The following is a 24492-nucleotide window of genomic DNA, read 5'->3' on the forward strand; positions in this document are numbered from 1 at the left end:
ATTGGCGGCCAGGAACAGGATCACCGCGGTGGCGGCGACCACGAAGATCACGCCCGGGGTGAAGCCGGAGAACACCGCGTGCGCGAGCTGGCCGATCGCGGTCTGCTCGACCACGTCGACCCGGCGGCCGTCGAGCGTGTAGTGCGAGTAGGGCGCGTCGACCAGCTTGAGCCCGGTCAGGTTGGCCAGGGTGATGACGCCGAGCAGCATGGTGATGGCCACCACGCCGAGCAGCAGCAGGGTGGTGGCGGCGTTCTTGCTCTTCGGCTTCTTGAAGGCCGGGACGCCGTTGGAGATGGCCTCGACCCCGGTCAGGGCCGCACAGCCCGACGAGAACGTCCGCGCCAGCAGCGCGACCATGAAGAAGCCGGTCATCGCGGTGTAGCGCGGGTCGCCCTGCACCCCGTACTTGGCGCTGTCGGCGGTCACCTGGTCGCCGAGCACGAAGATCCGGAACAGCCCCCAGCCGGTCATCAGCAGCACGCCGGCCATGAAGCAGTAGGTCGGGATGGCGAACAGCGTGCCCGACTCGCGGACGCCGCGGAGGTTGAGCGCCATCAAGATCAGCACCGCGACCGAGGCGATCAGCGCCTCGTGGCCGTCGATGAACGGCAGCACCGCCTTGGCGTTCTGCACCCCCGAGCTGATCGAGACGGCCACCGTGAGCACGTAGTCGACCAGCAGCGCGCTGGCCACGGTCAGCCCGGCGTTCGGCCCGAGGTTGACCGTGGCCACCTCGTAGTCCCCGCCGCCGGAGGGGTAGGCGTGGACGTTCTGCCGGTAGGAGGCGACGACCACCAGCATCACCACCGCGACGGCGATGGCGATCTTCCAGCTGAAGGCGAACCCGGCTGCGCCGGCCAGCGACAGGGTCAGCAGGATCTCGTCGGGGGCGTAGGCCACCGAGCTGAGCGCGTCCGAGGCGAAGACCGGGAGGGCGATCCGCTTGGGCAGCAGCGTCTCGCCCAGCTGGGCGCTCCGCAGCTTGCGACCGATCAGCAGTCGCTTCGCCGCGTCGGACAGGCTCACGAGCCGAAACTCTAGCCCGCGCGAGGACGCGCGAAGGACAACGGCCGTCGCCCCGTAGTAGCGTCGCCCCACCGGCCGCCCGCGGCCGGGAGCCGTGATGTGGGAACCGCCCGAGGACCGCCCGCCGACCGCCCCAGGAGGGCCCGAGTGCACATCGTGATCATGGGCTGCGGCCGGGTCGGCTCGACCCTGGCCCGCGGCCTCGAGAAGCGCGGCCACACGGTCGCGGTGATCGACGTCAACGTCGAGGCGTTCCGCCGGCTCGGGCCGGACTTCGACGGGCAGACGGTCAAGGGCGTCGGGTTCGACCGCGAGGTGCTGGTGGAGGCCGGGATCGACAAGGCCGACGCCTTCGCCGCGGTGTCCAGCGGTGACAACTCCAACATCCTGTCCGCCCGGGTGGTCCGCGAGCAGTTCGGCGTCCAGAACGTCGTCGCCCGGATCTACGACCCGGGCCGGGCCGAGGTCTACGAGCGGCTCGGCATCCCCACCGTGGCCACCGTGCGCTGGACCGCCGACCAGGTGATGCGCCGGCTGCTGCCGGCGGGCTCGGAGCCGGCCTGGCGCGACCCCTCGGGCGCGGTCCGGCTGGTCGAGGTGCACGTCCACCCGGGATGGGTCGGCCGCAGCATCAAGCGGATCGAGGAGGCCGCCGAGACCCGGGTCGCGTTCGTCTTCCGCCTCGGGCAGGGCATGGTGCCCCGCGACACCACGATCTTCCAGGACGGCGACCTGATCTTCGCCGCGGTCGAGAACAGCCGGGTCAGCGTGGTGGAGGACGTGCTCAACGCTCCCCCGCCCGCCGAGTGACCCGGAACGAGTGAGGAAGGCACCCACCATGCGCGTCTCCATCGCCGGCGCCGGCAACGTCGGCCGCTCGATCGCCGCCGAGCTGCTCGAGAACGGCCACGAGATCCTGTTGATCGACCACGACCCGCGGGCGATCAAGGCCGACACGCTGCCGGACGCGGAGTGGCTGCTCGCCGACGCCTGCGAGCTCAGCTCGCTCGAGGAGGCTGGCATCGACTCCTGCGACGTGGCCATCGCGGCCACCGGCGACGACAAGGCCAACCTGGTGACCTCGCTGCTGGCCAAGACCGAATTCGGCGTGCCGCGCACGGTGGCCCGGGTCAACCACCCGAAGAACGAGTGGCTCTTCAACGCCGACTGGGGCGTCGACATCGCGGTCTCGACGCCGCGGCTGATGTCCGCGCTGGTCGAGGAGGCGGTCTCGGTCGGCGACCTGGTCCGGCTGCTGACCTTCCGCGAGGGCGAGGCCAACCTGGTCGAGATGACGCTGCCGCAGGACAGCCCGTGCGTCGGTCAGCGGATCGGCGACATGGAGTGGCCCGGCGACGTGGTGCTGGTGGCGATCATCCGCGACGGGCACTCGCGGGCCCCGGAGGTCGACGGTGCGCTCGAGGCGGGCGACGAGCTGCTGTTCATCACCGCCCAGTCCTACGAGGACGAGCTGGCCGAGCTGCTGTCGCCGCGCGGCGAGCCGGGCCGGGTGGTGCAGCGCACCCCCGAGACCCTCTGACCCACCGGGTCAGGACGCCTGGTCGCGCAGCTCGTACTTGGGGTTGTAGAGCACCCGCTGCCCGTTGCAGCAGCTGATCCGGCCCGAGACCGCGATCGTCCGGCCCGGGTCGATGCCGGGGATCCGGCGCCGGCCGAGCCAGACCAGGTTGACCGTGCCGGACCCGTCGCGCATCTCCACCGTCAGCGCCGGGCTGCCGGCGCGCGGGTGGATGGTCACCGTCTTGATGGTGCCGACCAGGTCGACCCGCTCGCGGTCGGTGCAGTCCTGGATGGGCCGGGACCCGGTCTCGCGGACGGTGCGCTGCAGGTCCTCGGACTCGAGCTCCTCGTTCGAGGAGGCCAGCTTGCGCAGCGCACGGGTGAAGAAGTTGCCCCGGGGCGGGTCGGCCGGGCGGCCGTCCCGGCCCGGCTGACCGGGCCCCCGCGTCGTCGCGGTGGGATCGAGCGAAGCCATCGTCACTCCTCGTTCGGTTCTTCCACCATGTTCTCCGGCAACCGGAGCGGGAGCAAGTCACCCGGCGCCATCGGGTCGTCGCCGCGCCGGACGACGATCTGGCGGAACACGTCGGCGATGTGCTCGACGTGGTCGCCGGGCACGCCCTCGAGCGCGCCGTGACCGTAGACCACCCCGCGGAGGATCCACCGCGGCCCCTCGACCACCCACATCCGCGACGGCTGGTAGCCCTGCTCTCCCTCGGGGGTCTCGAGCAGCATCATCCGGCGCACCTCGACCCCGAACGGGCCGGCGGTCAGCCCGGCCGAGCCGCCGGCCTCCTGGGCGCCCTCGAGGATCTCCTCGCGGATCTCGGACCAGAACCCCGGGCTGCGCGGCGCGGCGAACGCGGCCACCTCGAGCGCCGAGTTGAGCTCGTGCACCTCGTCGTCGACGGTCACCTGCTCGTTGAGCACCATCATCGCCGAGACGATCTGCTGGGTGTCCTCGGCGACCTGGAGCTGGAGCTCCATCCCCTCCACGCCGGTGAGGATGACGCTGCCGAGATCGATCCGGGGCAGGTCGGCGCCGACCTCGAGCTGCTCGGGGTCGACCTCACTGGCGTCCCACGGGCCGTCGGTGCGCCAGTCCTGGGCGTCGAGCTCCTCGACGTCCAGCTCCTCGGCCTCGGGGTCCTCGCCCTGCTCGTCGGTCCCGGCGACCTCGGTGGCCTGCGCGCCGCGGGTGGTCGCGGCACCGTCGCTGTCGTCCGCGTCGGTGTCCGCGGTGGTGTCGGTGTCGGCAGCGGTGCCGGTGTCGTCGGTGTCGGCGGCGTCGTCGGTGACCGGGGCGGCCGCGGTCTCGACCGGCTCAGCCGCGTCGGCGCTGGTCGGCTCGGTGTCGGCCTGACGCTTCTTGCGTCCGAAGATCATGAGGGCTCCTGACTGGTGGAGGCGTGTGGGGTGACGGTGGCTGCGGGAGCGCTCGGCTCCGGGGCGGCCCAGCCGCCGGTGGACCCGTGCCCGCCGGTGCCGCGGACCGAACCCGGCAGCGCGTCGGCGGGGACGAACCGGGCCCGGAGCACCGGCTGGACGACCAGCTGCGCGATCCGGTCGCCCCGGGAGAGCCGCACCGGCTCGTGCGGGTCGAGGTTGACCAGACAGACCCGGATCTCGCCGCGGTAGCCGGCGTCGACCGTGCCGGGCGCGTTGACGATGCTCAGCCCGTGCCGGGCGGCCAGCCCGGAGCGCGGGTGGACGAAGCCGGCGAAGCCGTCCGGGAGCGCGATCGCGACCCCGGTGCCGACCAGTCGGCGCTCGCCGGGGGCGAGCACGACGTCCTCGGTGGTGCACAGGTCCGCGCCCGCGTCGCCGGGGTGCGCGTAGGAGGGCACCGGGACGCCGTCGTCGAGCCGGAGCAGGGTCACGTCGAGGTCCGCGGGGCCCGGTCCGGGCTCCGCGGTCGCGATCTCCAGGTCACCGGGCACGAGGGGTGAATCTACCCGAGCGAGGGCCGGGAACCGTCCTCGACGCCGTGGGACGACGGCCCGGCTGCGTACGCGCTCAGCGCCTCGGCCAGCGCCCGCGGCCGGCGGGTGCCGACCAGCCAGTACGGCGCCGGGTCGTCGGCGTCGTCGACCGTGATCTCGACCGCCCGGGACAGCCAGGGGCGGACCAGCAGCCAGGCCCGGGCGTCGGCGTCACGGCCCCGCCGCAGCCGGGTCTCCTCCGCGGTCAGCGCGCGCACCGCGCCGACGTGGCGCCACTCCAGCCGGGCCCGGCCGGCCTGGAAGACGTCGGGCAGGGTGAGCAGCTCGGCGCTGCCGTAGGCGGCGAAGACCGGCACGACCACCACGGCGATCGCGCCGAACGCGACCAGCCCGGCGGCCGTGCCGAGGTAGAAGGCGACGGCCAGGAACAGCGTGCCCGCGAACAGCCCGGCCATGAGCCACCACACCCAGGGCACCCACAGCTTCTCCGCGAACACCGGGCGTTCGGCGAAGGCCGGGCGCTCAGCGGTGACCTGGCCCTCAGCATCGTCGGGGTGTTGGGGGTGCCGGGGGTGGTCGGGGGCAGAGACGGCTCGACCCGGGCCCTGGCGGGTGCCGGGGTCCCGGGTCTGGTCGTCGTGCGGGGTCTCCCCCGCGGTCGGGTGGTCGCTGATCGCTGTGGTCCCGTCCTGGTCCGCTGCTCGAGGTCGCGTCGGCTCAGCCGGCGCAGTCCACGCAGTAGGCCATGCCGTTCTTCTCCTCGGCGATCTGGCTGCGGTGGCGCACCAGGAAGCACCCGGCGCAGGTGAACTCGTCGGACTGCCGGGGCAGGACCCGGACGGTCAGCTCCTCGTGGGAGAGGTCGGCTCCGGGGAGCTCGAAGGACTCGGCCGCCTCGGCCTCGTCCTCGTCGACCTTGCCCGAGTTCTTGTCGTTGCGACGGGTCTTGAGCTCCTCGATGCTGTCTTCGCTCAGCTCCTCGTCGGTCTTGCGTGGGGCGTCGTAATCGGTCGCCATGTCCGTCCTTCCGGACCGCTGTGCGGTCCCGGCTCACTTCAGTGTTTCGGCGCGCTCGCCCGTGAGGTCGCCGGCTGCAGACCTGGCCCCGCACCGTCGCATCCCGACCCGCGCGTCGCGGGCCCGGGGCGACAGAACCGCCTGAATCCGAGCGCAATGCTTACCACACCGGCACAACCCCCGCAGGGAGCACACCTACAACGTCTGCGGCCGCACGAAATTCCCGGCGTTCGCCGCCCCGCGGCGGTGCTGCTCGAGGAAGGCCAGCACGGTCTCGTACCAGACGATCGCGTGCTGCGGCGTGAGCACCCAGTGGTTCTCGTCGGGGAAGTAGAGGAACTTGTGCGGCAGGTCCTCCGGCGGCCCGTCGAACCCGCTCACCAGCGCCCACCACAGCGCCAGGCCCTCCGAGATCGGCACCCGGTAGTCCTTGTCGCCGTGGATCACCAGCATCGGGGTGCCGATGGCGTCGGCGAACGCGTGCGGGCTGTTCGCCGCCATCATCTCCGGCGTCATCTCCTGGTTCCAGTAGTAGGCGGCGTCGGTGGTGGGGCCGAAGGAGGTCAGGTTCCACAGGCTGGCGTGGGTGACGATGGCCCGGAAACGGTCGGTGTGCCCGGCCACCCAGTTGGCCATGTAGCCGCCGAACGAGCCGCCCATGGCCACGCTCTGGCCGTCGGCGATGTCGGCGCGGGCCTCGACCGCGTCGGTGATGGCCATCAGGTCGGTGTACGGCTCGGCGCCCCAGCGGCCCCAGCCCCGCTGGACGAACTCCTGGCCGTAGCCGGTGGACAGGGCCGGGTCGGGCAGCAGCACCGCCCAGCCCTGGGCGACCAGCAGCCACGGGCACCAGCGCCACGACCAGCTGTTCCACGAGCCGAGCGGGCCGCCGTGGATCCAGAGCGCGAGCGGCGCGGGGTGCTCGGCCGAGGTCCCGGCGGGCCGGGCCAGCAGCCCGCGCACCCGGACGCCGTCGGCTGTGGTGGTCTCGACCTCGACCAGGTCGCCCGGCAGCTCCGGGTGGTCGACCGGGCCGGGCAGCTCGGTGAGCGTGCCGTCAGCGACCGAGACCGCGACCACGGTGCCCGGGTCGGTGTAGGAGGTGCGGAGCGCGTACAGGGTGGAGCCGTCGGGCGACCGGCGGACCGACCCGAAGGCGCCGTCCCCGGTGAGCCGACGGACGTCCCCGGTGGCCACGTCGACCGCGAAGATCGGCGAGCGCTGGTCCTCGTCGGCGGTGGCGTAGACGGTGCTGCCGTCGGGGGAGAACGCGACCGGCTCGGCCCAGCGGTCCCAGTCACCGGCGAGCACCCGGCCCTCGCCGGTGCTCCGGTCGACCAGCCAGAGGTCGACCTCCGGGGCACGCTCGGGGGTGGTGTCGCGCTGCCGGCTGGTGACCAGCCAGCGTCCGTCGTCGCTCAGCACGGCCGAGCCGAACCCGTAGCCGTCCTCGGCGGCCACGTCGCGGTGCTCGCCGGTGCGCAGGTCGATCTCGACCAGCACCTCCTGGCGGCGGCCCCGGGCCAGCGGGCGGCTCTGGCCGACCACCGCGACACTGCCGTCAACGGCGACCGCCTCGACCGCGCCGATCCCGCGGACCGGACCGGGCGTCACGTCGGTGAAGGCCCCGGTGTCCGGGGCCAGGTCGGTCCCGGTGGTGTCGCGGGTGAGGTCGACCGCGAACAGCCGGGTGTCGGTGACGTCGAGGTCGTGGTCCCAGAAGCGCACCGGGTAGCCGTCGTGGAGGATCGCGTTGACCTTGCGCTTCTTGCGCAGCGCACGCTTGGCCCGGTCCTCGGCCTCGGTGCTGGTGCCGACGTGGTAGCCGGCGGCCAGCACGGCGACGTCGGCCTCGCGGGCGGTGGCGATGCCCTGCCAGCCGCCGTCGCGCCGGGCCAGCGGGTAGGCCTCACCGCCTCCGGCCGGCAGGCACCAGAGCACCTTGGGGTCGGTCTCTCCCCCAGCGTCCTTGCTCGTGTCCTTGCTCGTGTCCCTGCTCGTGTCCTTGCTGGCCTCCTCGCCGGGAGCGTCCGGCTCGGGACCCGGACGCTCGGGCTGCTGCGGCGCCGGCGGCGTCGGCCGCGCGGAGGTGAACAGCAGGCTGCCGTCCCGGGTGAAGGCCGCCGTCGACTCGCCCTCGGTCGAGCGGGTGTGGCGCCGGGCGCGATCCCGGCCCTCGGGGTCGACCCGCCACCACGAGCTGACGTAGCCGGTCCGCTCGGCGTCGAGGGTGGACACCGACACCAGCAGCGTGCGCCCGTCCGGGGAGAGCACCAGGTTCTGCATCCGCGGGACGGCGATGTAGCTCTCGAGGTCGTGCCACGGCGACACCGCAGGCGTGCCGGTCGGGCTGCTGTCGGACTGGTCGGTGCTGGTCTCGCGAGGGTTCTCCGCCACCCGGCCACCCTAGGTCGGGCCGGTGGGGGCGGTCGGTCCGGGCCGACCGCCCCGCGGTGGTGACGTCCCCGCGGTCAGCCGGCGCTCAGCGACCGCTCAGGCCGCCCACGATCCCGCCGACGGTGCCGCCGAGGTCACCGCCGCCCGTACCGCCCACCGTGGGCAGGCCGGTCGGGAGCACGGTGGGGAGGCTGGTCGGGAGGATCGAAGGGAGGCTGGTCGGGAGCACCGAGGGCAGGCCGGTCGGGAGTCCGCCGGACGGGTCGGTCGGCTGGCTCGTCGGGAGCCCGCCGGACGGGTCGGTGGGCAGACCGGTCGGCAGGGTGGTCGGGAGGGTGGTCGGCAGCCCGGCGCCGGGCTCGATCGTCACGGTGGCTGGCGCCGAGGTCCGGACGCCGTCGCTGACCGTGTAGGTGAAGGTGACCGTGCCGGTCTGGCCGAGCGCGGCCTGGTAGGTCAGGTCCGGCGCCTGTCCGCTCAGGGTGCCCTGGCTCGGCGCGGTGACGTTCCAGGTGAGCGCGTCGCCGTCGGGGTCGGAGCCGGCCAGGTGGATCTGGGCCGTCCCGAGCAGGTCGGTGGAGACGCGGACGCCCTCGGCCACCGGCGTCCGGTCGGTGACCGCGACGGTGACGGTACCGGTGGCGCAGCGGGCGTCGGCCCGACCGGCGGTGGTGCCGTCGTCGCAGACGACGTAGCCGAACCGCGCGGTGCCCTCGAACCCGGCCGCCGGCCGGTAGCTGATCGTGTCGTCGGCCAGGCTCAGCGTCCCGTGGGTCTCGGCTCCGGGGACGAGGCGGGTCACGGTGAGGCTCTGGTCGTCCTCGTCGCCGGGGCCGACGCCGTCGTTGCCGGTCAGGTCGGTGGCGTCGAGCGTCAGCAGGTCGCCGGCGTGCACGTCGAAGCTGTCGGGTCGGGCCGTCGGCGCGTCGTTGACCGCGGCCACGTCGACGCTCACCACGGCGCTCCGGGTCATCCGGCCGTCGGAGACCCGGACCGTGAAGCGGTCACGGCCGTTCCAGTTCCGCGCCGGGGTGTAGGTGAGCCGGGCGGTCTGGGTGCCGGACCGGCTGCCGGCCGTCGTCGAGACCGCACCGGCCCGGCCGTGCCCGGGACCGGAGGTCACCCGGAAGCTGACCCGGTCGCGGTCCGGGTCGGTGGCCCGGAGCACCACGGCGACCGCCTGGTCCTCGCGTCCGGCGACCCGGAACGCCGTGAACACCGGTGCCCGGTCGGCGAGAACGCTGATCGTGACCGACTGGGTTGCGCACACCGCATTGCGACCGGAACCGGCGCAGGCCCGGTAGGAGAACCGCGCGGTGCCGGTGAAGTTGCGGGTGGGCATGTAGGTGGTGCTGCCCTTGGCGCGGCGCACCGTGCCGTGCGCGGACTTGCCGGTGATCATGGTCGTGACCCGGAGCCCGCCCTTCGTGGCCCGGTCGTTGGCCAGCAGCTGGCGGTCGGTGATCACCAGCGGTGCAGCGTAGGGGTGCCGGCCGCGATCCACGGTGGTGAAGCGATCCGCGCCCAGCTTCACCGCAGCAGCCGGCGTCCGGGCGGACGCGCCGATGGCACCGGGTGCCGCCGTCGCCGTGAGGCCGGGCAGCGAGCAGACCGCGGTCACCGCGGGCAGGACGAGCAGGGCGAGCAGACGCGGTCGGCGCGTCGAGGGGGTGCGCGAGTTGATCATGGTCGGACTCCGGGGGTGTCGGGGGTGGCGTCAGCCTCACATCCCCGGAGCGCACTCGGGTCGCGTCACCGCTGAGGGTGCCGCTACTTTCTTTCCGAGATTTATTCAGGTCGTTCGCGACCCCTCAGCGCGCGACCGGCGCCTCGCCGGCTCCGGAGCGACCCCGCCCGCGCCGGGCTGTCCTGCCCGCACAGCGCCGGCCGGTCGGGATCCCGGAGGTTCGGGCAGCACCCCGGCACGCACCGGTAGGGCCCGACCCGTCCACCGGGGATCACCACCGGCTCGACCGGCTCGTCCCGGGCGACCGCGGCCCGCTCGAGCGCGAGGTCGACCAGACCGGCGACGAAGTCGTGGTCGGTCCCGGCGGTGGCCGCCCGGACGCAGTGCAGCCCGAGCTCGCCGGCCGTCTCCATCGCCTCCGTGTCCAGGTCGTAGATCACCTCCATGTGGTCGCTGATGAAGCCGATCGGCGACAGCACGACCCGGGTCACCCCCTCGGCGGCCAGCGCCCGCAGGTGGTCGTTGACGTCCGGCTCGAGCCACGGCTGGCTGGGCGGCCCGGACCGCGAGCAGAAGACGAGGTCACCCCGGTGCTCCCGGCCGGTCTCCGCGGAGACCCGGCGGGTGATCTCGTCGGCGACCGCCCGGTGCCAGTCGACGTAACCGCCGGCCTCGCTCCGTGGCGGCGGGCCCGAGCCCTCCGCCATCGCGGTGGGGACCGAGTGGGTGACGAAGACCAGCCGCGCGGGCTCCGGCCCACCCGCACCGCCACCGTCGGCCGGGTCCTCGAGCTCGCCGACCGCGGCGAGCACCGCACGGGTGTTCGCCGCCACGAAGCCGGGGTCGGGGCTGTAGTGGCGCAACCGGTCGACCTCGACCTCGAGCCCGTCGACGGCGTCCCAGAGGTTCTCCCGGTACTGCCGGCACGACGAGTAGGACGGGTAGGCGCTGGTGATCACCGCGAGCACCCGGCGGTGCCCGTCGGCGACCAGCTGCCGGAACGTGTCGCCGAGATAGGGCTCCCAGTTGCGGTTGCCCCAGTAGACCGGCAGGTCGAGGCCGCGGGTGTCGAGCTCGGTGCGGAGCGCGGCGAGCAGCGCGCGGCACTGGTCGTTGATCGGGCTGCGGCCGCCGAACTCGTAGTAGTGCTGACCCACCTCGCGGAGCCGCTCCTCGGGGATGCCGCGGCCGCGGGTGACGTTCTGCAGGAACGGCACCACCTGGTCGGGGGCCTCGGGGCCGCCGAACGAGACCAGCACGAGGGCGTCGTAGGGCTCCAGGCCGGGCTGGACGGAGGACGGTGCGGTGGGCGTGGCGTGGTCGGTCACGGTCCGATCTTCTCCGATCCGGCAAGGCCCGGACGCGCGCACTCACGACCATTGCTCCACCCGGTGGAGTAAGGCCGGACGCTGGTCATAGAGTCGTGTCCACATCGCCCGGGGCCGTGCTGACGTCCTGGCGCGCTGTCCGGAATCCAGCCGCAGGACGACCCAGAACAGGACACTGCATGCACGACCACTCCAGCGAGATCGCCAGCCGGGTCCGGCGGGTGCTGAAAGAGCGGATCACCCCGGCCATCCACACCCCGCTGGCCGACCTCGCCCTCGAGGCCTGGCACGTCACCGACGGCACCGACACCACCGGTCAGGGCGAGCCGGTCCCGCCGTCGGCGGCGCTCCCCGGCTCCGCGCAGCGCGCGGAGTACACCCCGTTCAGCATCGGCGAGTCGTGGGGCCCGGCGTGGGGCACCACCTGGTTCCACGTCACCGGCACCGCGCCGTCCGCCGACGAGCTCGGGGACGTCGCCGGCGGGCGGCTGGAGATCGTGCTCGAGCTCGGCTGGAGCCAGCGCTCCCCCGGCTTCCAGTGCGAGGGCCTGGTCTACCGGGCCGACGGCAGCGTGATCAAGGCGCTGAACCCGATGAACACCTGGATCCCGGTCGAGCCGGGCACCGCGATCGACCTCTACGTCGAGGCCGCGGCGAACCCGATCATCGGCAACCCGGCGCCCTACCTGGGGACCGAGCTCGGCGACAAGCGCACCGCCGCCCCGAAGCCGCTCTACACGGTGACCCGGGCCGACGTGAACCTGTTCGCCGCCGAGCTCTGGGAGCTCGCGATGGACATCGACGTGCTCGACCAGCTGGCCACCGCGCTGCCCGAGTCGGACCCGCGCCGGGCGGACATCCGGCTCGCGCTCGAGCGGGCCCTCGACGTCGTCTCGCTGCACGACGTGGTCGGCTCGGCCGCGGCCGCCCGCGAGGTGCTCGCCCCCGTGCTGGCCCGTCCGGCCACCGCCAGCGCGCACACCATCACCGCCACCGGTCACGCGCACATCGACTCCGCCTGGCTGTGGCCGACCCGCGAGACCGTCCGCAAGGTGGCCCGGACCGCGGCCAACCAGCTCAACCTGCTGGCCGAGTTCCCCGAGCACGTCTTCGCGATGTCCTCGGCCCAGCAGTACGCCTGGATCAAGGAGCACCGGCCCGAGGTGTTCGAGGGCGTCCGCAAGGCCGTCGCCGACGGCCGCTACGTCCCGGTCGGCGGCATGTGGGTCGAGTCCGACACCAACATGGTCGGCTCGGAGGCGATGGCCCGCCAGCTGACCTACGGCCAGCGGTTCTTCGCCGAGGAGTTCGGCTCGATCTGCGAGGAGGTCTGGCTGCCCGACAGCTTCGGCTACTCGGCCGGGCTGCCGCAGATCGTCAAGCTGGCCGGCGCCAAGTACTTCCTGACCCAGAAGATCTCCTGGAACCTGGTCAACAAGTTCCCGCACCACACCTTCATGTGGGAGGGCATCGACGGCACCCGGGTGCTCACCCACTTCCCGCCGGTCGACACCTACAACTCCGACCTGTCGGGTCGCGAGCTCGGCTACGCGGTGGGCAACTTCCGCGACAAGGGCGCCAGCTCGCACTCGCTGGCCCCGTTCGGGTTCGGCGACGGCGGTGGTGGTCCCACCCGCGAGATGCTGGCCCGGGCCAAGCGGACCGCCGACCTCGAGGGCTCCCCCAAGGTGGTGCTCCGCTCCCCGCGCGAGTTCTTCGCCGACGTCGAGGCCGAGTACACCAACGCCCCGGTCTGGAAGGGCGAGCTCTACCTCGAGATCCACCGCGGCACCTACACCAGCCAGGCCAAGACCAAGCAGGGCAACCGGCGCAGCGAGCACCTGCTCCGCGAGGCCGAGCAGTGGTCGGCGGCCGCCTCCGTGCTGGCCGGGCACCCGTACCCGCACGAGGACCTCGACCGGATCTGGCGCAACGTCCTGCTCAACCAGTTCCACGACATCCTGCCGGGCAGCTCGATCGCCTGGGTGCACCGTGAGGCCCGTGAGCAGTACGCGGCGATCGCGGTCGAGCTCGGCGGCCTGATCGACGCCGCGCAGCAGGCGCTGGTCGGCCACTTCGCCGGCGCGGGCGCCGACGGCGGGTCGGCGGGCAGCACCGTGTTCAACGGCTCGCCGTTCCCCCGGCACGGGCTGGCCGGCCTGTCCGCGGCCCCGGTCCCGGCGCGCACCGAGGGCGTCGAGGTCCGCGAGGGCGGCGCCGGCACGGTGATCGAGAACGCGCGGATCACCGTCACGGTCGACGACCGGGGCCTGATCACCTCGCTGGTCGACCGGGCCACCGGGCGCGAGGTCGTCCCGGCCGGCCAGACCGGCAACCTGCTCCAGCTGCACCAGGACTTCCCGAACAACTGGGACGCCTGGGACATCGACCAGTTCTACAAGAACACCGTCACCGACCTGACCGACGTCGACAGCGTCAGCACCGCGGTGGTCGACGGCGCGGCGGTGGTCACCGTCAAGCGGAGCTTCGGCGACCCGAAGCAGCCGTCGACGGTCGAGCAGACCCTGACCGTCGCACCCGACGCACCGGGGGTCGACGTGGTCACCACGGTGGACTGGCACGAGCAGGACCGGCTGCTCAAGCTGGCCTTCCCGGTCGAGCTGCACACCGACCGGGCCGCCTTCGAGACCCAGTACGGCCACCACTACCGGCCGACCCACGAGAACACCTCCTGGGACAACGCCCGGTTCGAGGTCTGCGCGCACCGCTGGATCCACGTCGGCGAGACCGGCTTCGGAGTCGGGCTGGCCAACAACTCCACCTACGGCCACGACGTGTCGCGGCACCAGGGCCCGGAGGGCACCAGCTACACGGTGCTGCGGCAGTCGATCGTCCGCGGCCCCCGGTTCCCCGACCCGCGCACCGACCAGGACGTCCACACGGTGGCCGCCCGGCTGGTGGTCAGCCCGGACGTGTCCGGCGCGATCGAGGCCGGCTACGACCTCAACCTGCCCGAGCGTTCCCAGCCGGGGGCGGCGGAGGTCCCGGCCCTGGTCAGCGTGACCGAGCCCGGCGGGGCCGGCGCGCTGGTGGTCGAGGCGGTCAAGCTGGCCGACGACCGCAGCGGCGACCTGGTGGTGCGGCTCTACGAGTCGCTCGGCGGTCGCGCCCGCGGCCGGGTCGAGTTCGGCGCGGTCACCGGCACGGTCACCGAGGTCGACCTGCTCGAGCGTCCGCTGGCACAGTCCTCCGACCGGCCCGGCGGGTTGGTCGAGGCCGGCTCCGGCTACGCCGAGGTGGCGCTGCGCCCGTTCCAGATCGTCACGCTGCGGGTCGCCCGCTGACGGCGGATCCCGGCGCGCAGCGCTGAACGGCGGACGGGCCGCACCCCGCGGGGTGCGGCCCGTCTCGTCGTTCCAGGGTCACGCTCAGACCTGCGGCGCGTCCTCCCAGCGGCCGCGGAGGTAGGCGGCCGGGTAGGGCACCTCCTCGGGGTCGACCCCGAGCTCCGCGGCGGCCCGCTGCGGCCAGGACGGCTCGCGGAGCGCGGCCCGGGCCAGCAGCACCACGTCGGCGTCGCCCTCGGCCAGCACCTTCTCGGCCTGCTGTGGCTCGACCAGCAACCCGACCGCCCCCGACGGGAGCCCGGCCTCCTGGCGGACCCGGCGCGCGAACGGCACCTGGTAGCCCGGCTCGACCGGGATCTCGGCCGGGGCGTTGCCGCCGCTCGAGGTGTCGACCAGGTCGACGCCGAGCGCGGCGAGCTCACGCGAGAGCCGGACGGTCTGGTCGGCGTCCCAGCCGCCGTCGACCCAGTCGGTGGCCGACAGCCGGACCAGCAGCGGCTTGCCGGCGGGCCAGACCGCGCGGACCGCGGTGACGACCTCGCGGAGGAACCGGGTCCGGCCGGTGAAGTCGCCGCCCCAGGCGTCGTCGCGGTGGTTGGACAGCGGGCTGAGGAACTCGTGCACCAGATAGCCGTGCGCGGCGTGCAGCTCGACCACGTCGAAGCCGGCCCGGTCGGCCCGGACGGCCGCGTCGGCGAAGGCCCGGACCAGCTCCGCGATCCCGTCGGCGGTGAGCGCGGTCGGCGCGGCCAGCCCGGGGTAGGCCTGGTCGCTGGCCGAGACGGTCGGCCAGCCGCCGTCGTCGGGGCCGACGCTGCCGCGTGGCTCCCCGGGGAACCCGCGGTAGGTGGAGCCCTTCCGCCCCGCGTGCGCGAGCTGGACGCCGACCGCTGCGCCCTGGCGGTGGGCGAAGTCGACGATCCGGGCCCAGGCCCGCTCCTGGGTCTCGTTCCACAGCCCGGTGTCCTCCGGGCTGATCCGGCCCTCGGGGGTGACCGCGGTGGCCTCGGTGATGATCAGGCCGAAGCCGCCCTGGGCCCGGGCCCCGAGGTGCACCAGGTGCCAGTCGGTGGGGACGCCGTCGCGGCGCTCGACGCTGTACTGGCACATGGGGGCCAGCCAGACGCGGTTGCGGACGGTCAGGTCGCGGAGTCGGATCGGTTCGAAGAGCGTGCTCACCTCTGGGCCAACCGCTCGCGTCCGACGGTTCTTCCGCCCGGCCGCGGATCGGCGGGGTGGCCTTGATCACGGCCGCAGCCGGTCGGGGCTGGCCCGCCGGCGGCTCCGGGTGAGTGATCATGGCCCAGCACCGAACGGTGGAGCACCGAACGGTGGAGCACCGAACGGTGGAGCACCGAACGGTGGAGCACCGAACGGTGGAGCACCGAACGGTGGAGCACCGAACGGTGGAGCACCGACGGTGGAGCCGGTGACGGCGAGGAGGAGCGGGGACCGATGAGCGAGGGGCTCGGCGGCTACGGCCGGCTGCTCGCCGATCCCGCCGCCCGCTGGTTCAGCACCGCCGGGCTGCTCGGCCGGATGCAGATCTCGATGACCGGGCTCAGCACGGTGCTGCTGATCTCGATCGTCACCGGGTCGTTCACCCGGGCCGGCCTGGTCACCGCGGCGGCCACCCTGACCGGCGCCGCGATCACCCCGTTCTGGGGCCGGAGCATCGACCGGATCGGGCAGGCCCGGGTGCTGGTGCTGACCGCGCTGCTGTTCACCCTGGGCGCCGGGGTGCTGATCGTCACCGTGCTCGAGCGCTGGCCGCTGTGGACCACGCTGGCCGCGGCGGTGCTCTCCGGGACGGGGATCAGCCAGGCCGGGAACGCGGTCCGGGCCCGGTGGGCGCACCGGTTGTCCGATCCGGCGCAGCGCGACGTCGCGTTCGCCCTCGAGGCGGTGGTGGACGAGCTGATCTTCATCACCGGCCCGCTGCTGGTCACCTTCGCCTGCACCACCGTGCATCCGGCGCTCGGGTTGGTCATCGCCGCCGCGCTCACCCTGGGCGGCAGCGTCTGGCTGGCCTCCCAGCGCCGCACCGAGCCACCGGTGCACCAGGTCGGGGCCGACGAGCTGCGCGAGCGGCTGCCCGGCCGCCGGCTGGCCCCGGTGGTGGTCTGCTGCCTCGCCCTCGGGGTGGTGTTCGGCGGGATGGAGGTGGCGATCGTCGCCTACGCCGGCGAGCGCGGGATCCTGTCCGGCACCGGCCTGTTCACCATGGCCTGGGCGCTCGGGTCGCTGGTGGCCGGCGCGGTCACCGGCGGCATCGCCTGGAAGGCGCCGCCCGGGCGGCGGTTCCGGATCGGCACCCTCGCGCTCGCCGTCAGTCTGGCTCCGCTGCCGTTCCTGTCCTGGCCCGGGGTCTCGCCGTGGGTGATGGGCGTGGTGCTGGTGCTCAGCGGGTTCGCGATCGCGCCGACGCTGATCGCCTCGGTCGCGGTGGTCCAGGGCGGCGTCCCGGCCAGCCGGCTGACCGAGGCGCTCGGCTGGACCCAGACCGGGCTGGCCGCCGGGATCGCGGTCGGCGGCGCGGTGGTCGGGCGCACCGTCGACGTGTGGCACGCGTTCGGTGCCTTCGTCGCGCTCGCCCTGGCCGGGGTGGTGCTGGTCGCCGGTTCGCTGAGCGTGCCGGCGGCCGGCCGGCCGTCGGCCGACGAGCCGGCCGTCGCTCCCGAGCCCGAGCCGTCCTGAGCGTCGCCCGAGCGCCGGCTCACCCGTCCCCGACACGACAACCGCTGTTCTGCGGGTGTTCACGACCCGTCCCTAGCGTTCGGTCCGCCGGCGAGCGTCGGCGCCTTCGCGCCCGTCCGGCGGGCCCCGACCCCGAGGAGCCGCGTGAGCCTGGCCGCCGCAACCGAGCGCACCGCACCTCGGCGAACCGGGGCCGAGGGCCCCGCGGTCAACGACACCGCGGCCGTCGCTCCGACGCGGCCCGGGGCCACCCCGCGCTCGGCGCGCCGGAACCCGGCCGGGGTCGTGCTCGGGGTCCTCGCGCTGGCGCTGCCGGTGCTCGTCTACCTGAGCCGACTGGCCCGGCTCGGCCACTGGCTGGTCGACGACGCGCTGATCTCGTTCGGCTACGCCCGGACGCTCAGCGAGGGCGGCGGCTTCGCCCAGCAGCCGGGGGCCGCGGCGGTCGAGGGGTTCTCCAACCCGACCTGGACGCTGCTGCTGGCCGGGCTGCGGCTGCTCGGCGTGTTCGACCGCGGCCACCGGCTGGCCGGCGTCGAGGACACGGTGCTGGTGGTGCGCGCGCTGGCGGTGGTCGCCTTCGTGCTCACCCTGCTCGCCATCCGGGCCACCGCCCGGTCGGTGCTGGGCGGGCCCCGGCGGACGGCGACCGCCACCCTGGTGGCCGGGCTCGCCCTGGCGCTCTCCCCTGCCTACGTGATCTGGACCGGCAGCGGACTGGAGAACCCGCTCTACGGCCTGCTGGCGGCGGCGCTCGCCGCGCTGCTCGGCACCGCGCGGGCCCGCGGGCGGCTGTTCGCGCTCCGCACCGCGACGCTCGCCGGGCTGCTCGCGCTCGGCCTGGCCGCCACGCGTCCCGACGGGCTGGTCTTCGCCGCCGCCCACCCGCTCACCCTGCTGGTCGTCGCGGTCGGCGCGGCACCCCGCGGCCGGGGCCGGCTCCGGTCCGCGCTGCGTCGCGCTCTCCCGCCCGGAGCGTTCGGCGTCGCGGCCTTCGCGCTGCCGGCCGGGGCGCTGCTGCTGGCCCGGCACGCGACCTTCGGGCTGTGGGTGCCGAACACCGCGGTGGCCAAGAGCCAGGGCGGGCTCGACCTCGGCGTGCCGGCCCGGGCCGCCGGCCTGGTGTCGGCGGCCGGGCTGCCGCTGGTGCTGCTCGCCGCGCTCTCCACGGCGGTGCTGCTGGTTGCGCGGACCCGGGCCGCCCGTCCGGTGACACAGTCAGCCGCGACGGCGACGGCGGCGGCACCGCTGCTGGTCTGCGCGGCGCTGGGCGGTGCCGGGTTCGCGGTGCTGCGTCCCGACTGGATGCCCGAGTACCGGTTCGCCACTCCGGCGACGGTGCTCGGCTCGGCGCTGCTCGGCGTGCTGGCCGTCGGTGCCGGGGTCGCGGTCGCGTCGCCGGTGTCCGGCCGGGAGTCGCCGGCGCCGCGCGGGGCTCGGTGGCCCGGACGCCGCGGGCCGGCGACCGCGGTCGTCCTCGCCGTGGTCGCCGCGCTGCTGGCCGGCGCGGCCGTGGCCGACGACGCGCGCCGCCTCGACGCCTTCGCCCGGACGCCGACGATCTCGGGCTGCTTCGTGGCCGACCGGTACGGCCGGTTGTTCGACCTGTACGCCGACCGGCTGGGCGTCCGCACCGGGACGCTGGTGGTGCCGGACATCGGCGGGGTGCTGCTGGTCAGCCGGCTGCGGGTGGTCGACCTGGCCGGCTTGACCGACCGGGTGATCGCCCGCGACCGGGGCCGCGGCGACACCGCCGCGGTGGCCGAGCAGGTGTTCGGCGTGGTGCGGCCGACCTTCCTGCACCTGCACCGGCCGTGGGACGCCGGGCTGCGGTCCGACCCGCGTCTCCGCCGGGACTACCGGGCGATCGTCCCCGGCCAGGACTACGTCCGGCGCGACGTGGCCTCCGCCGCGGCGGTCGCGGCGCTCCGCCCGACCGCGGTGCGCCGGGTCGCCGCCCTGGTCGCCGAGCGCCGGGCCCGACCGCTGTCCGGCTGCGGGCCGTGGGTGGTCGACCCGCCGCCGGCCGAGCGGTGATCCGTCCGACGACCTCGCGCGCCGGCGGTCAGCGTCGCCCGCGCCGTGCCCGCAGGTAGTCCGCGACCACGTACTCGCCGAGCCGGCCGATGTCGGGGGTGAACACCCGGCCGCCGACCCGGCGCGCCATCGCGTCGACGAACCGGGCCAGCCCGGGGTCCTCGCCGAGCATGAAGGTGTTGATCGTGGCGCCGTAGCGGGCCAGCTCGTCGACCTGGCCGACGGTGGCCCGGACGGTCTCGGCGGTCACCGGCCAGTGGAAGAACGGCGTGCCGTCGTCGAGCAGGTGCGCGGTCGGTTCGCCGTCGGTGACCACCAGCACCACCGGCTCGGCGTCCGGGTGCCGCCGCAGGTGCCGGGCGGCCAGCATCAGCGCGTGCTGCAGGTTGGTGCCCTGCACCCAGCTCGGCTCGACCTCGGCCAGCTCGACGGCGCTGAGCCGGTGGGCGGCCCGACCGAACCCGATGATCTGCAGCTCGTCCTGTCGGAACCGGGTGGCCACCAGGTGCGACAGCGCGAGCGCGGTCTGCTTCATCGGGCCCCAGCGACCGTCGAAGAACATCGAGTTCGACAGGTCCACGCACAGCGCGACCGCCGCCGAGGTGCGGCGTTCGGTCTCGGTCACCTCGAAGTCGTCGACCTCGAGGGTCACCGTGCCGCCGGCCGACCCGGGCGCCAGCCCGGCCGAGGACCGCCGCTGCAGGGCGTTGTGGACGGTCCGCGGGACGTCGATCGGCAGCTCGTCGCCGAACGTCCACGGCCGGGTCAGCCCGGTCGCCTCGTCGGCCGACCCGGTGCGCCGGTCGTCGTGGTCGCCGTGTCCGCGCGCCTCGAGCTGGGAGAACACCCGGCGCAGCGCCGACTCCCCCAGCCGCCGGACGGCCTTCGGGGTCAGCCGCATGCCGTCCTCGTCACGACGCAGGTAGCCCTGCCGCTCGAGCTCGCGCTCGAGGTCGCGCAGCGCGGTGAAGTCACGGACCGCGCCGGAGCCCAGGTGGCGTTCGAGCGCCTCGACGTCGACGTCGTCGAGGGTCGAGCCGACCCCGCTCTGCGACAGCTGGTCCTCCAGCGCCTCGAGGTCGGCGAGGTCGGCGACCGCGTTGACCGCGTCGGAGTAGCCCATCGGCTCGCCCTGGCCGGGCTGGCTGCCCATCCCGGTCGGCGACTGCCGGTCGAGCCCGGGCCGCAGCGCCCGCAGGTTGTCGGCCAGCTGGGCCATCTCGGAGGCCAGGTCGACGTCGCTCAGCGCCTGGCTCATCAGCTGGCCGAGCTGTTCGCGCTGATCGGGGCTCAGGCTGTTCATCATCCGCTGGGCGGCGGCCTGCTGCCGGGCCAGGCTGTCGATCAGCTCGTCGACGTCCTGGGGGTCGTCGGGGAAGAACTCCCCGTGCTTGTCCATGAACTCGCGGAACTGGTCGGTGGTGTCCTCCTGCCGCGCGTGCGCGGCGAGCAGCGCGTTGAGGTCGGACATCATGTCCTTGACCCGCTGCATCGCGGCCTGGTTCTCGGCCGAGCCGGGGTTCTCCAGCGCCTGCTTCAGGCCCTTGAACTGGGCGTCCAGCACCTCGCGCTGGAGCATCTGCTGGATCGAGTCGTAGATCTGCTTCGCCTCGGGCGAGTGCCACGGGTAGGAGTCGAGCCCGCGGACCGCGCCGGCGACGTCGTCGGGCAGGGTGGCCAGCTCCATCTCGGCCAGCCGGGCGTCCGGGCCCTCCTCGCCGGCCAGCGTCTCCCGCTCGGCGGCCAGCGCCTGGTCGAGCGCCGCCCGCACCTGGTCGAGGGTCGAGCCGAGGTTGCCGCGGCGCCGGGCCTGCTGCCGCATCCGCCGGATCCGCTCGGCCAGCTGGTCGAGGCCCTGGCGGCCGTCGGCGCCGTTGCGCAGCAGATCGCGGAGCGCCTCGCCGAGGTTGCCCGAAGCGAGCATGTCGCGACCGAGCTGGTCCATCGCGTCGCGGACGTCCAGCGGCGCGGCCAGCGGGTCCGGACCACCGGACCACGGGCCGTAGCGGTAACCGCGGTCACGGTGTTCGTAGGCCATCGGTTCCGCCTCAGGCGCCGTAGACGGTCCGGCCGCCGACGGTGTCCTTGTCGATCCGTCGGGTGAGGTAGAGGCCCTCGAGGACGAACTCGGCGGCCGCGGCGACCTGGCCGGGGCCGGCGTCGTCGCCGTAGCCGAGCCGGTCGAGCACCTTGGACAGACCGGGCACCGTTCCGAGCTGGCGGAGCAGGTCGGAGGCGGTGACCAGGTCGCCGGTCTCCACCACCGCGCCGTCGCCGAACACCGCGGTGAACCCGGACAGGTCGAGCCCGCCGAGCCGGTCGCGGAACACCTCGGCCTCGGCCACCCGCAGCAGGTGGTCGAGCACCGCGCGCTCGCGTCCCTCCTCGCCCATCTCGAACTCGATCTTGCCGAGCAGGGTCGGGATCACCTGGGGCAGGTCGCAGACCCGGGCCACCGGGGCGGAGAGGAACTCCCCGGTCCGGGCGGCCCGGCGCAGCGCCGACCCGGCGACGCCCTCGGCTGCGGCGATGGCGAACCGGGCCGACACGCCCGAGCGCTGGTCGACCGCCGAGCTGTCCCGCAGGCCGCGGGTGAACCGGGCCAGCACCTCGAGCAGGTGGTCGCCGACCTCGGCGACCAGCTCCGCCTCCTGGGCCAGCAGTGCGACCTCGTCGTGGACGTCGTCGAGGTAGTGGGTGCGGATCTCCGCGCCGAACCGGTCCTTGAGCGGGGTGATGATCCGGCCCCGGTTGGTGTAGTCCTCCGGGTTGGCGGTGGCGATCAGCAGCAGGTCGAGCGGCAGCCGCAGCGAGTAGCCGCGGACCTGGATGTCGCGCTCCTCGAGGACGTTGAACAGCGCGACCTGGATCCGCTCGGCCAGGTCGGGGAGCTCGTTGAGCCCGAACAGCCCGCGGTTGGTCCGCGGCACCAGCCCGTAGTGGACGGTCTCGGGGTCGCCGAGGGTGCGGCCCTGCGCCACCTTGACCGGGTCGACGTCGCCGACCAGGTCGCCGACGCTGGTGTCGGGGGTGGCGAGCTTCTCGGTGTAGCGGTCGTCGCGGTGCCGCCAGGACACCGGGAGGTCCTCGCCGAGCTCGGCGGCCAGCCCCCGGCACCGCAGGCACACCGGCGCGTACGGGTCGTCGTGGATCTCGCAGCCGGCCACCTCGGGCTGCCACTCGTCGAGCAGCCGGGCCACCGTCCGCATCAGCCGGGTCTTGCCCTGACCGCGCTCGCCGAGCAGCACCAGGTCGTGCCCGGCCAGCAGCGCCGCCTCGAGCTCGGGCAGCACCGAGTCCTCGAAGCCCACCATGCCGGGGAACGCGGCCTCGCGGCTCTGCAGCCGGTCGACCAGGTTGGCCCGGATCTCCTCCTTGACGCCCCGGCTCGTCCACCCCGAGGCCCGCAGCTCACCGACCGTGCTGATCGTCGGCGCCGTCGCTGTCTGTTCGCTCACCTGTTCGACACTACGACCGGACGGCAAGGTGGTCGACGGCGCGGTGGGAGCGTCCCGTTCCGGGGCGGTCGGGGCGGGAACCGGTAGGTTGGTCCCGGTGAGCGGACCGGGTGCTGCGACGCCGGGTATCCGCGATCCCGAACGTCCCCGACGCAGCCGGGAGCGGCCCATCGACGGTGAGCCGAGCAGGACGTCACGCCCAGCAGGACCGGGCCATTCGAGACAGGGGCAGCTGGACATCGAGATGGAGAGTGCACTGAGACCGCGCGAGATCCAGACCCGGATCCGCTCGGGCGAGTCGGTCGAGGACGTCGCCCGCGCCGCCGGGGTCCCGGTCGAGCGGATCGAGCCGTTCGCCGGCCCGGTGCTGGCCGAGCGCGAGCACGTCGCGGCCCAGGCCCAGCGGAGCTCCGCCCGGCGCCGCGGCGAGGGGTCGGGACACCGCGAGCTGCGGGCGGTGGTGGCCGAACGCCTCGGCACCCGCTCGATCGACCCCGAGACCGTGCTCTGGGACTCCTTCCGGCTCGAGGACGGCCGCTGGGCGGTCACCGCCCGCTACGCCTCGGGTGAGGCCACCCGGGAGGCGCTGTTCCACTTCGACCCGCGCGGCCGGTTCTCGGTGGCCGGCAACGACGAGGCCCGCTGGGTGCTCGGCGAGCAGAGCCCGCTGCACGGTCCGCAGCCGGGCCGCCAGCCGCGCCGTCCCGGCTCGGAGGACCCGGACGCCGAGCCGACGCTCGAGCTGAGCGACGAGCTCGCGCTGGTCCGCGCCATCCAGGAGCGGCCCGTCGACGCGGCCGCCGCCGGCGGCACGGGTGACGCGGGAGCGGACCAGCAGGACGCCCCGGTGGTCGAGGTGACCGAGGTCGCCGTCACCCGGGTCGAGGTCGTCGCCGAGGACCCCGCGGCCACCGGCAGACCGGTTACCGACAGCCCGGACGCCGGCGATCAGGGCGCTCCGAGCCCGGCACCCGCCGACACCGCGCCCGACACCGACACCGCCCCCGACACCGAGGACGGGGTTCCGGTCGAGCAGCTCGACGAGGCCTCCGAGCTCGACCTGCTCTACGACATGCTCGGCGGCGTCGGCTACAGCGAGGACTCCGGCCGGGTCTACCCCGGCCTGGCGGCCGAGGAGACCGAGGGTGACCTCGGCTGGGAGCCGGGCGTGACGATCAACTACCCGGTCGAGCCGGAGCCCGAGAGCGGCGAGCAGCTGATCGACGACGTCACCGGCGCCGGGCTGGACCCGCACCGGGTGCGGACCCGCACCGAGCCGACCCTGGTCGACTCCGATCCGGTCGAGAACCACCCGTCGGACGACACCAGCCAGGAGGAGGGCGAGGCGGTCCCCGGGGTGGAGGCCGAGCCCTCGCACCCCGGGGAGGACGAGGCGCGGCCCGGCCCCGAGCTGGCCGCCGGCTCCCGGCCGGGAACCCGGACGACGACGACGCGACCCTCGAGGACGCGGTCCCCGACAGCCCGCAGGCGCCGGCGACCATCCCGCCCGAGCTCCAGGACCCGCCGAAGGACCGGGCGACCGGTGCCGCTCCTGATGCCGTTCCTGACTCGGCGTCCGAGCCGGGACCGGAGCGGCGCACCGGCACCGTCCGGTCCGCGGACGGGCTCGAGCAGGACGCGTTGGTCGACGTGCCCGCCCCGGCCCCGGCCAAGCCGGCCCGCAAGAAGAAGCGGGCCGAGGTGCCGAGCTGGGACGAGATCATGTTCGGCGGACCCAAGCGCGACTGAGGCCGGTTTGGGGCCGTCGTCCCGGCGTCCTCAGCTCGACGCGCTGGCGTAGCGCCGCACGGCCCAGCCGCCAGTGCAGCCGGGTGACCAGTACCGCGACCACCCCCAGCCCGACCATGATCACCACCTGTCCGGCCGACGGGCCGCGGGTCAGCGCCTGCACCGGGTAGGTGCTGGCCACCCCGACCGGGACGACGAAGATCATCAGCGTCCGCACCGCGGTCGGGAACAGGCTGACCGGATATCGTCCGGCCGTGAAGGCCTCGAGGACCAGGTCGTGGACGAAGTCGGCCGAGCTGAACCAGAAGGCCAGATAGGCCG

General features: G+C 74.2%; 19 protein-coding genes. 6 read left to right on the plus strand and 13 right to left on the minus strand.

The features are described 5' to 3' along the window. Positions 1-1029, minus strand: a 1029-nt coding sequence (locus FHX74_RS19650) for an APC family permease (protein WP_182561938.1), incomplete at its 3' end; no start/stop codon positions are given. A gap of 162 nt (positions 1030-1191) precedes the next feature. Here FHX74_RS19650 and FHX74_RS19655 point away from each other — a divergent pair. Next, a complete protein-coding gene (locus FHX74_RS19655; RefSeq protein ID WP_182561949.1) occupies positions 1192-1839 on the plus strand; it encodes a potassium channel family protein in 648 nt (215 codons plus the stop codon). A 28-nt stretch (positions 1840-1867) separates the two neighbouring features. Beyond that, on the plus strand, positions 1868-2569 hold the full coding sequence (locus FHX74_RS19660) for a potassium channel family protein (RefSeq protein ID WP_182561939.1): 702 nt from the start codon (positions 1868-1870) through the stop codon (positions 2567-2569). A 9-nt stretch (positions 2570-2578) separates the two neighbouring features. Here the strand turns inward: FHX74_RS19660 and FHX74_RS19665 are convergent, their stop codons facing one another. From FHX74_RS19665 to FHX74_RS19700, 8 genes are all read right to left on the minus strand, one after another. Next, positions 2579-3025 carry an OB-fold nucleic acid binding domain-containing protein gene (locus FHX74_RS19665; protein WP_235971664.1) on the minus strand — a complete coding sequence of 149 codons (447 nt, stop codon included), beginning with the start codon at positions 3023-3025 and terminating at the stop codon, positions 2579-2581. 2 nt (positions 3026-3027) lie between these two features. Further along, entirely contained in the window at positions 3028-3936 is a 909-nt protein-coding gene (locus tag FHX74_RS19670) for a DUF3710 domain-containing protein (protein ID WP_182561940.1), read from the minus strand. Next, positions 3933-4430, minus strand: coding sequence for a dUTP diphosphatase (dut, locus tag FHX74_RS19675; RefSeq protein WP_328823949.1), 498 nt, complete (start codon positions 4428-4430; stop codon positions 3933-3935). Before dut ends, FHX74_RS19670 begins: the two co-directional genes overlap by 4 nt. Before the next feature lie 71 nt (positions 4431-4501). Beyond that, positions 4502-4990, minus strand: a complete 489-nt coding sequence (locus tag FHX74_RS19680; RefSeq protein ID WP_328823945.1) for a DUF3093 domain-containing protein — start codon at positions 4988-4990, stop codon at positions 4502-4504. A gap of 220 nt (positions 4991-5210) precedes the next feature. Beyond that, a complete protein-coding gene (locus FHX74_RS19685) occupies positions 5211-5510 on the minus strand; it encodes a DUF4193 domain-containing protein (protein WP_182561942.1) in 300 nt (99 codons plus the stop codon). A gap of 195 nt (positions 5511-5705) precedes the next feature. Beyond that, entirely contained in the window at positions 5706-7907 is a 2202-nt protein-coding gene (locus tag FHX74_RS19690; protein WP_328823946.1) for a S9 family peptidase, read from the minus strand. Positions 7908-7992: 85 nt separating this feature from the next. Next, positions 7993-9594: an Ig-like domain-containing protein gene (locus FHX74_RS19695; RefSeq protein ID WP_182561943.1), complete on the minus strand. Its 1602-nt coding sequence runs from the start codon at positions 9592-9594 to the stop codon at positions 7993-7995. 101 nt (positions 9595-9695) lie between these two features. Further along, positions 9696-10922 carry a ferrochelatase gene (locus tag FHX74_RS19700; RefSeq protein WP_328823947.1) on the minus strand — a complete coding sequence of 409 codons (1227 nt, stop codon included), beginning with the start codon at positions 10920-10922 and terminating at the stop codon, positions 9696-9698. 179 nt (positions 10923-11101) lie between these two features. On the opposite strand from FHX74_RS19700, the gene FHX74_RS19705 reads away from it, so the two are divergent. Beyond that, positions 11102-14227: an alpha-mannosidase gene (locus FHX74_RS19705; protein WP_182561944.1), complete on the plus strand. Its 3126-nt coding sequence runs from the start codon at positions 11102-11104 to the stop codon at positions 14225-14227. Positions 14228-14311: 84 nt separating this feature from the next. Here FHX74_RS19705 and FHX74_RS19710 read toward each other — a convergent pair whose 3' ends face one another. Next, the gene (locus FHX74_RS19710; protein ID WP_182561945.1) at positions 14312-15409 is read right to left on the minus strand and encodes an NADH:flavin oxidoreductase/NADH oxidase; all 1098 of its coding nucleotides are present in this window, start codon (positions 15407-15409) and stop codon (positions 14312-14314) included. Positions 15410-15685: 276 nt separating this feature from the next. Here FHX74_RS19710 and FHX74_RS19715 point away from each other — a divergent pair, with 276 nt between their 5' ends. Both FHX74_RS19715 and FHX74_RS19720 read left to right on the plus strand, forming a co-directional pair. Beyond that, positions 15686-16927 (plus strand): MFS transporter, encoded by a 1242-nt coding sequence (locus FHX74_RS19715; RefSeq protein WP_182561946.1) that lies wholly within the window; start codon positions 15686-15688, stop codon positions 16925-16927. A gap of 144 nt (positions 16928-17071) precedes the next feature. Next, positions 17072-18964 (plus strand): hypothetical protein, encoded by a 1893-nt coding sequence (locus tag FHX74_RS19720; RefSeq protein WP_182560971.1) that lies wholly within the window; start codon positions 17072-17074, stop codon positions 18962-18964. 28 nt (positions 18965-18992) lie between these two features. On the opposite strand, the gene FHX74_RS19725 is transcribed toward FHX74_RS19720, so the two are convergent. After that, complete coding sequence (locus FHX74_RS19725; protein WP_182560972.1) at positions 18993-21002, minus strand: vWA domain-containing protein; 2010 nt, start codon at positions 21000-21002, stop codon at positions 18993-18995. A 10-nt stretch (positions 21003-21012) separates the two neighbouring features. Further along, complete coding sequence (locus FHX74_RS19730) at positions 21013-22422, minus strand: sigma 54-interacting transcriptional regulator (protein WP_182560973.1); 1410 nt, start codon at positions 22420-22422, stop codon at positions 21013-21015. Positions 22423-22519: 97 nt separating this feature from the next. On the opposite strand from FHX74_RS19730, the gene sepH reads away from it, so the two are divergent. Continuing rightward, entirely contained in the window at positions 22520-24223 is a 1704-nt protein-coding gene (sepH, locus tag FHX74_RS19735) for a septation protein SepH (protein WP_328823948.1), read from the plus strand. Here sepH and FHX74_RS19740 read toward each other — a convergent pair. Beyond that, a partial coding sequence (locus tag FHX74_RS19740) for an ABC-2 family transporter protein (RefSeq protein ID WP_182561948.1) occupies positions 24143-24492 on the minus strand: 350 nt, incomplete at its 5' end. The genes sepH and FHX74_RS19740 overlap by 81 nt on opposite strands.

The organism is Microlunatus kandeliicorticis (genome assembly GCF_014137855.1).
Classification (GTDB): Bacteria; Actinomycetota; Actinomycetes; order Propionibacteriales; family Propionibacteriaceae; genus Microlunatus; species Microlunatus kandeliicorticis.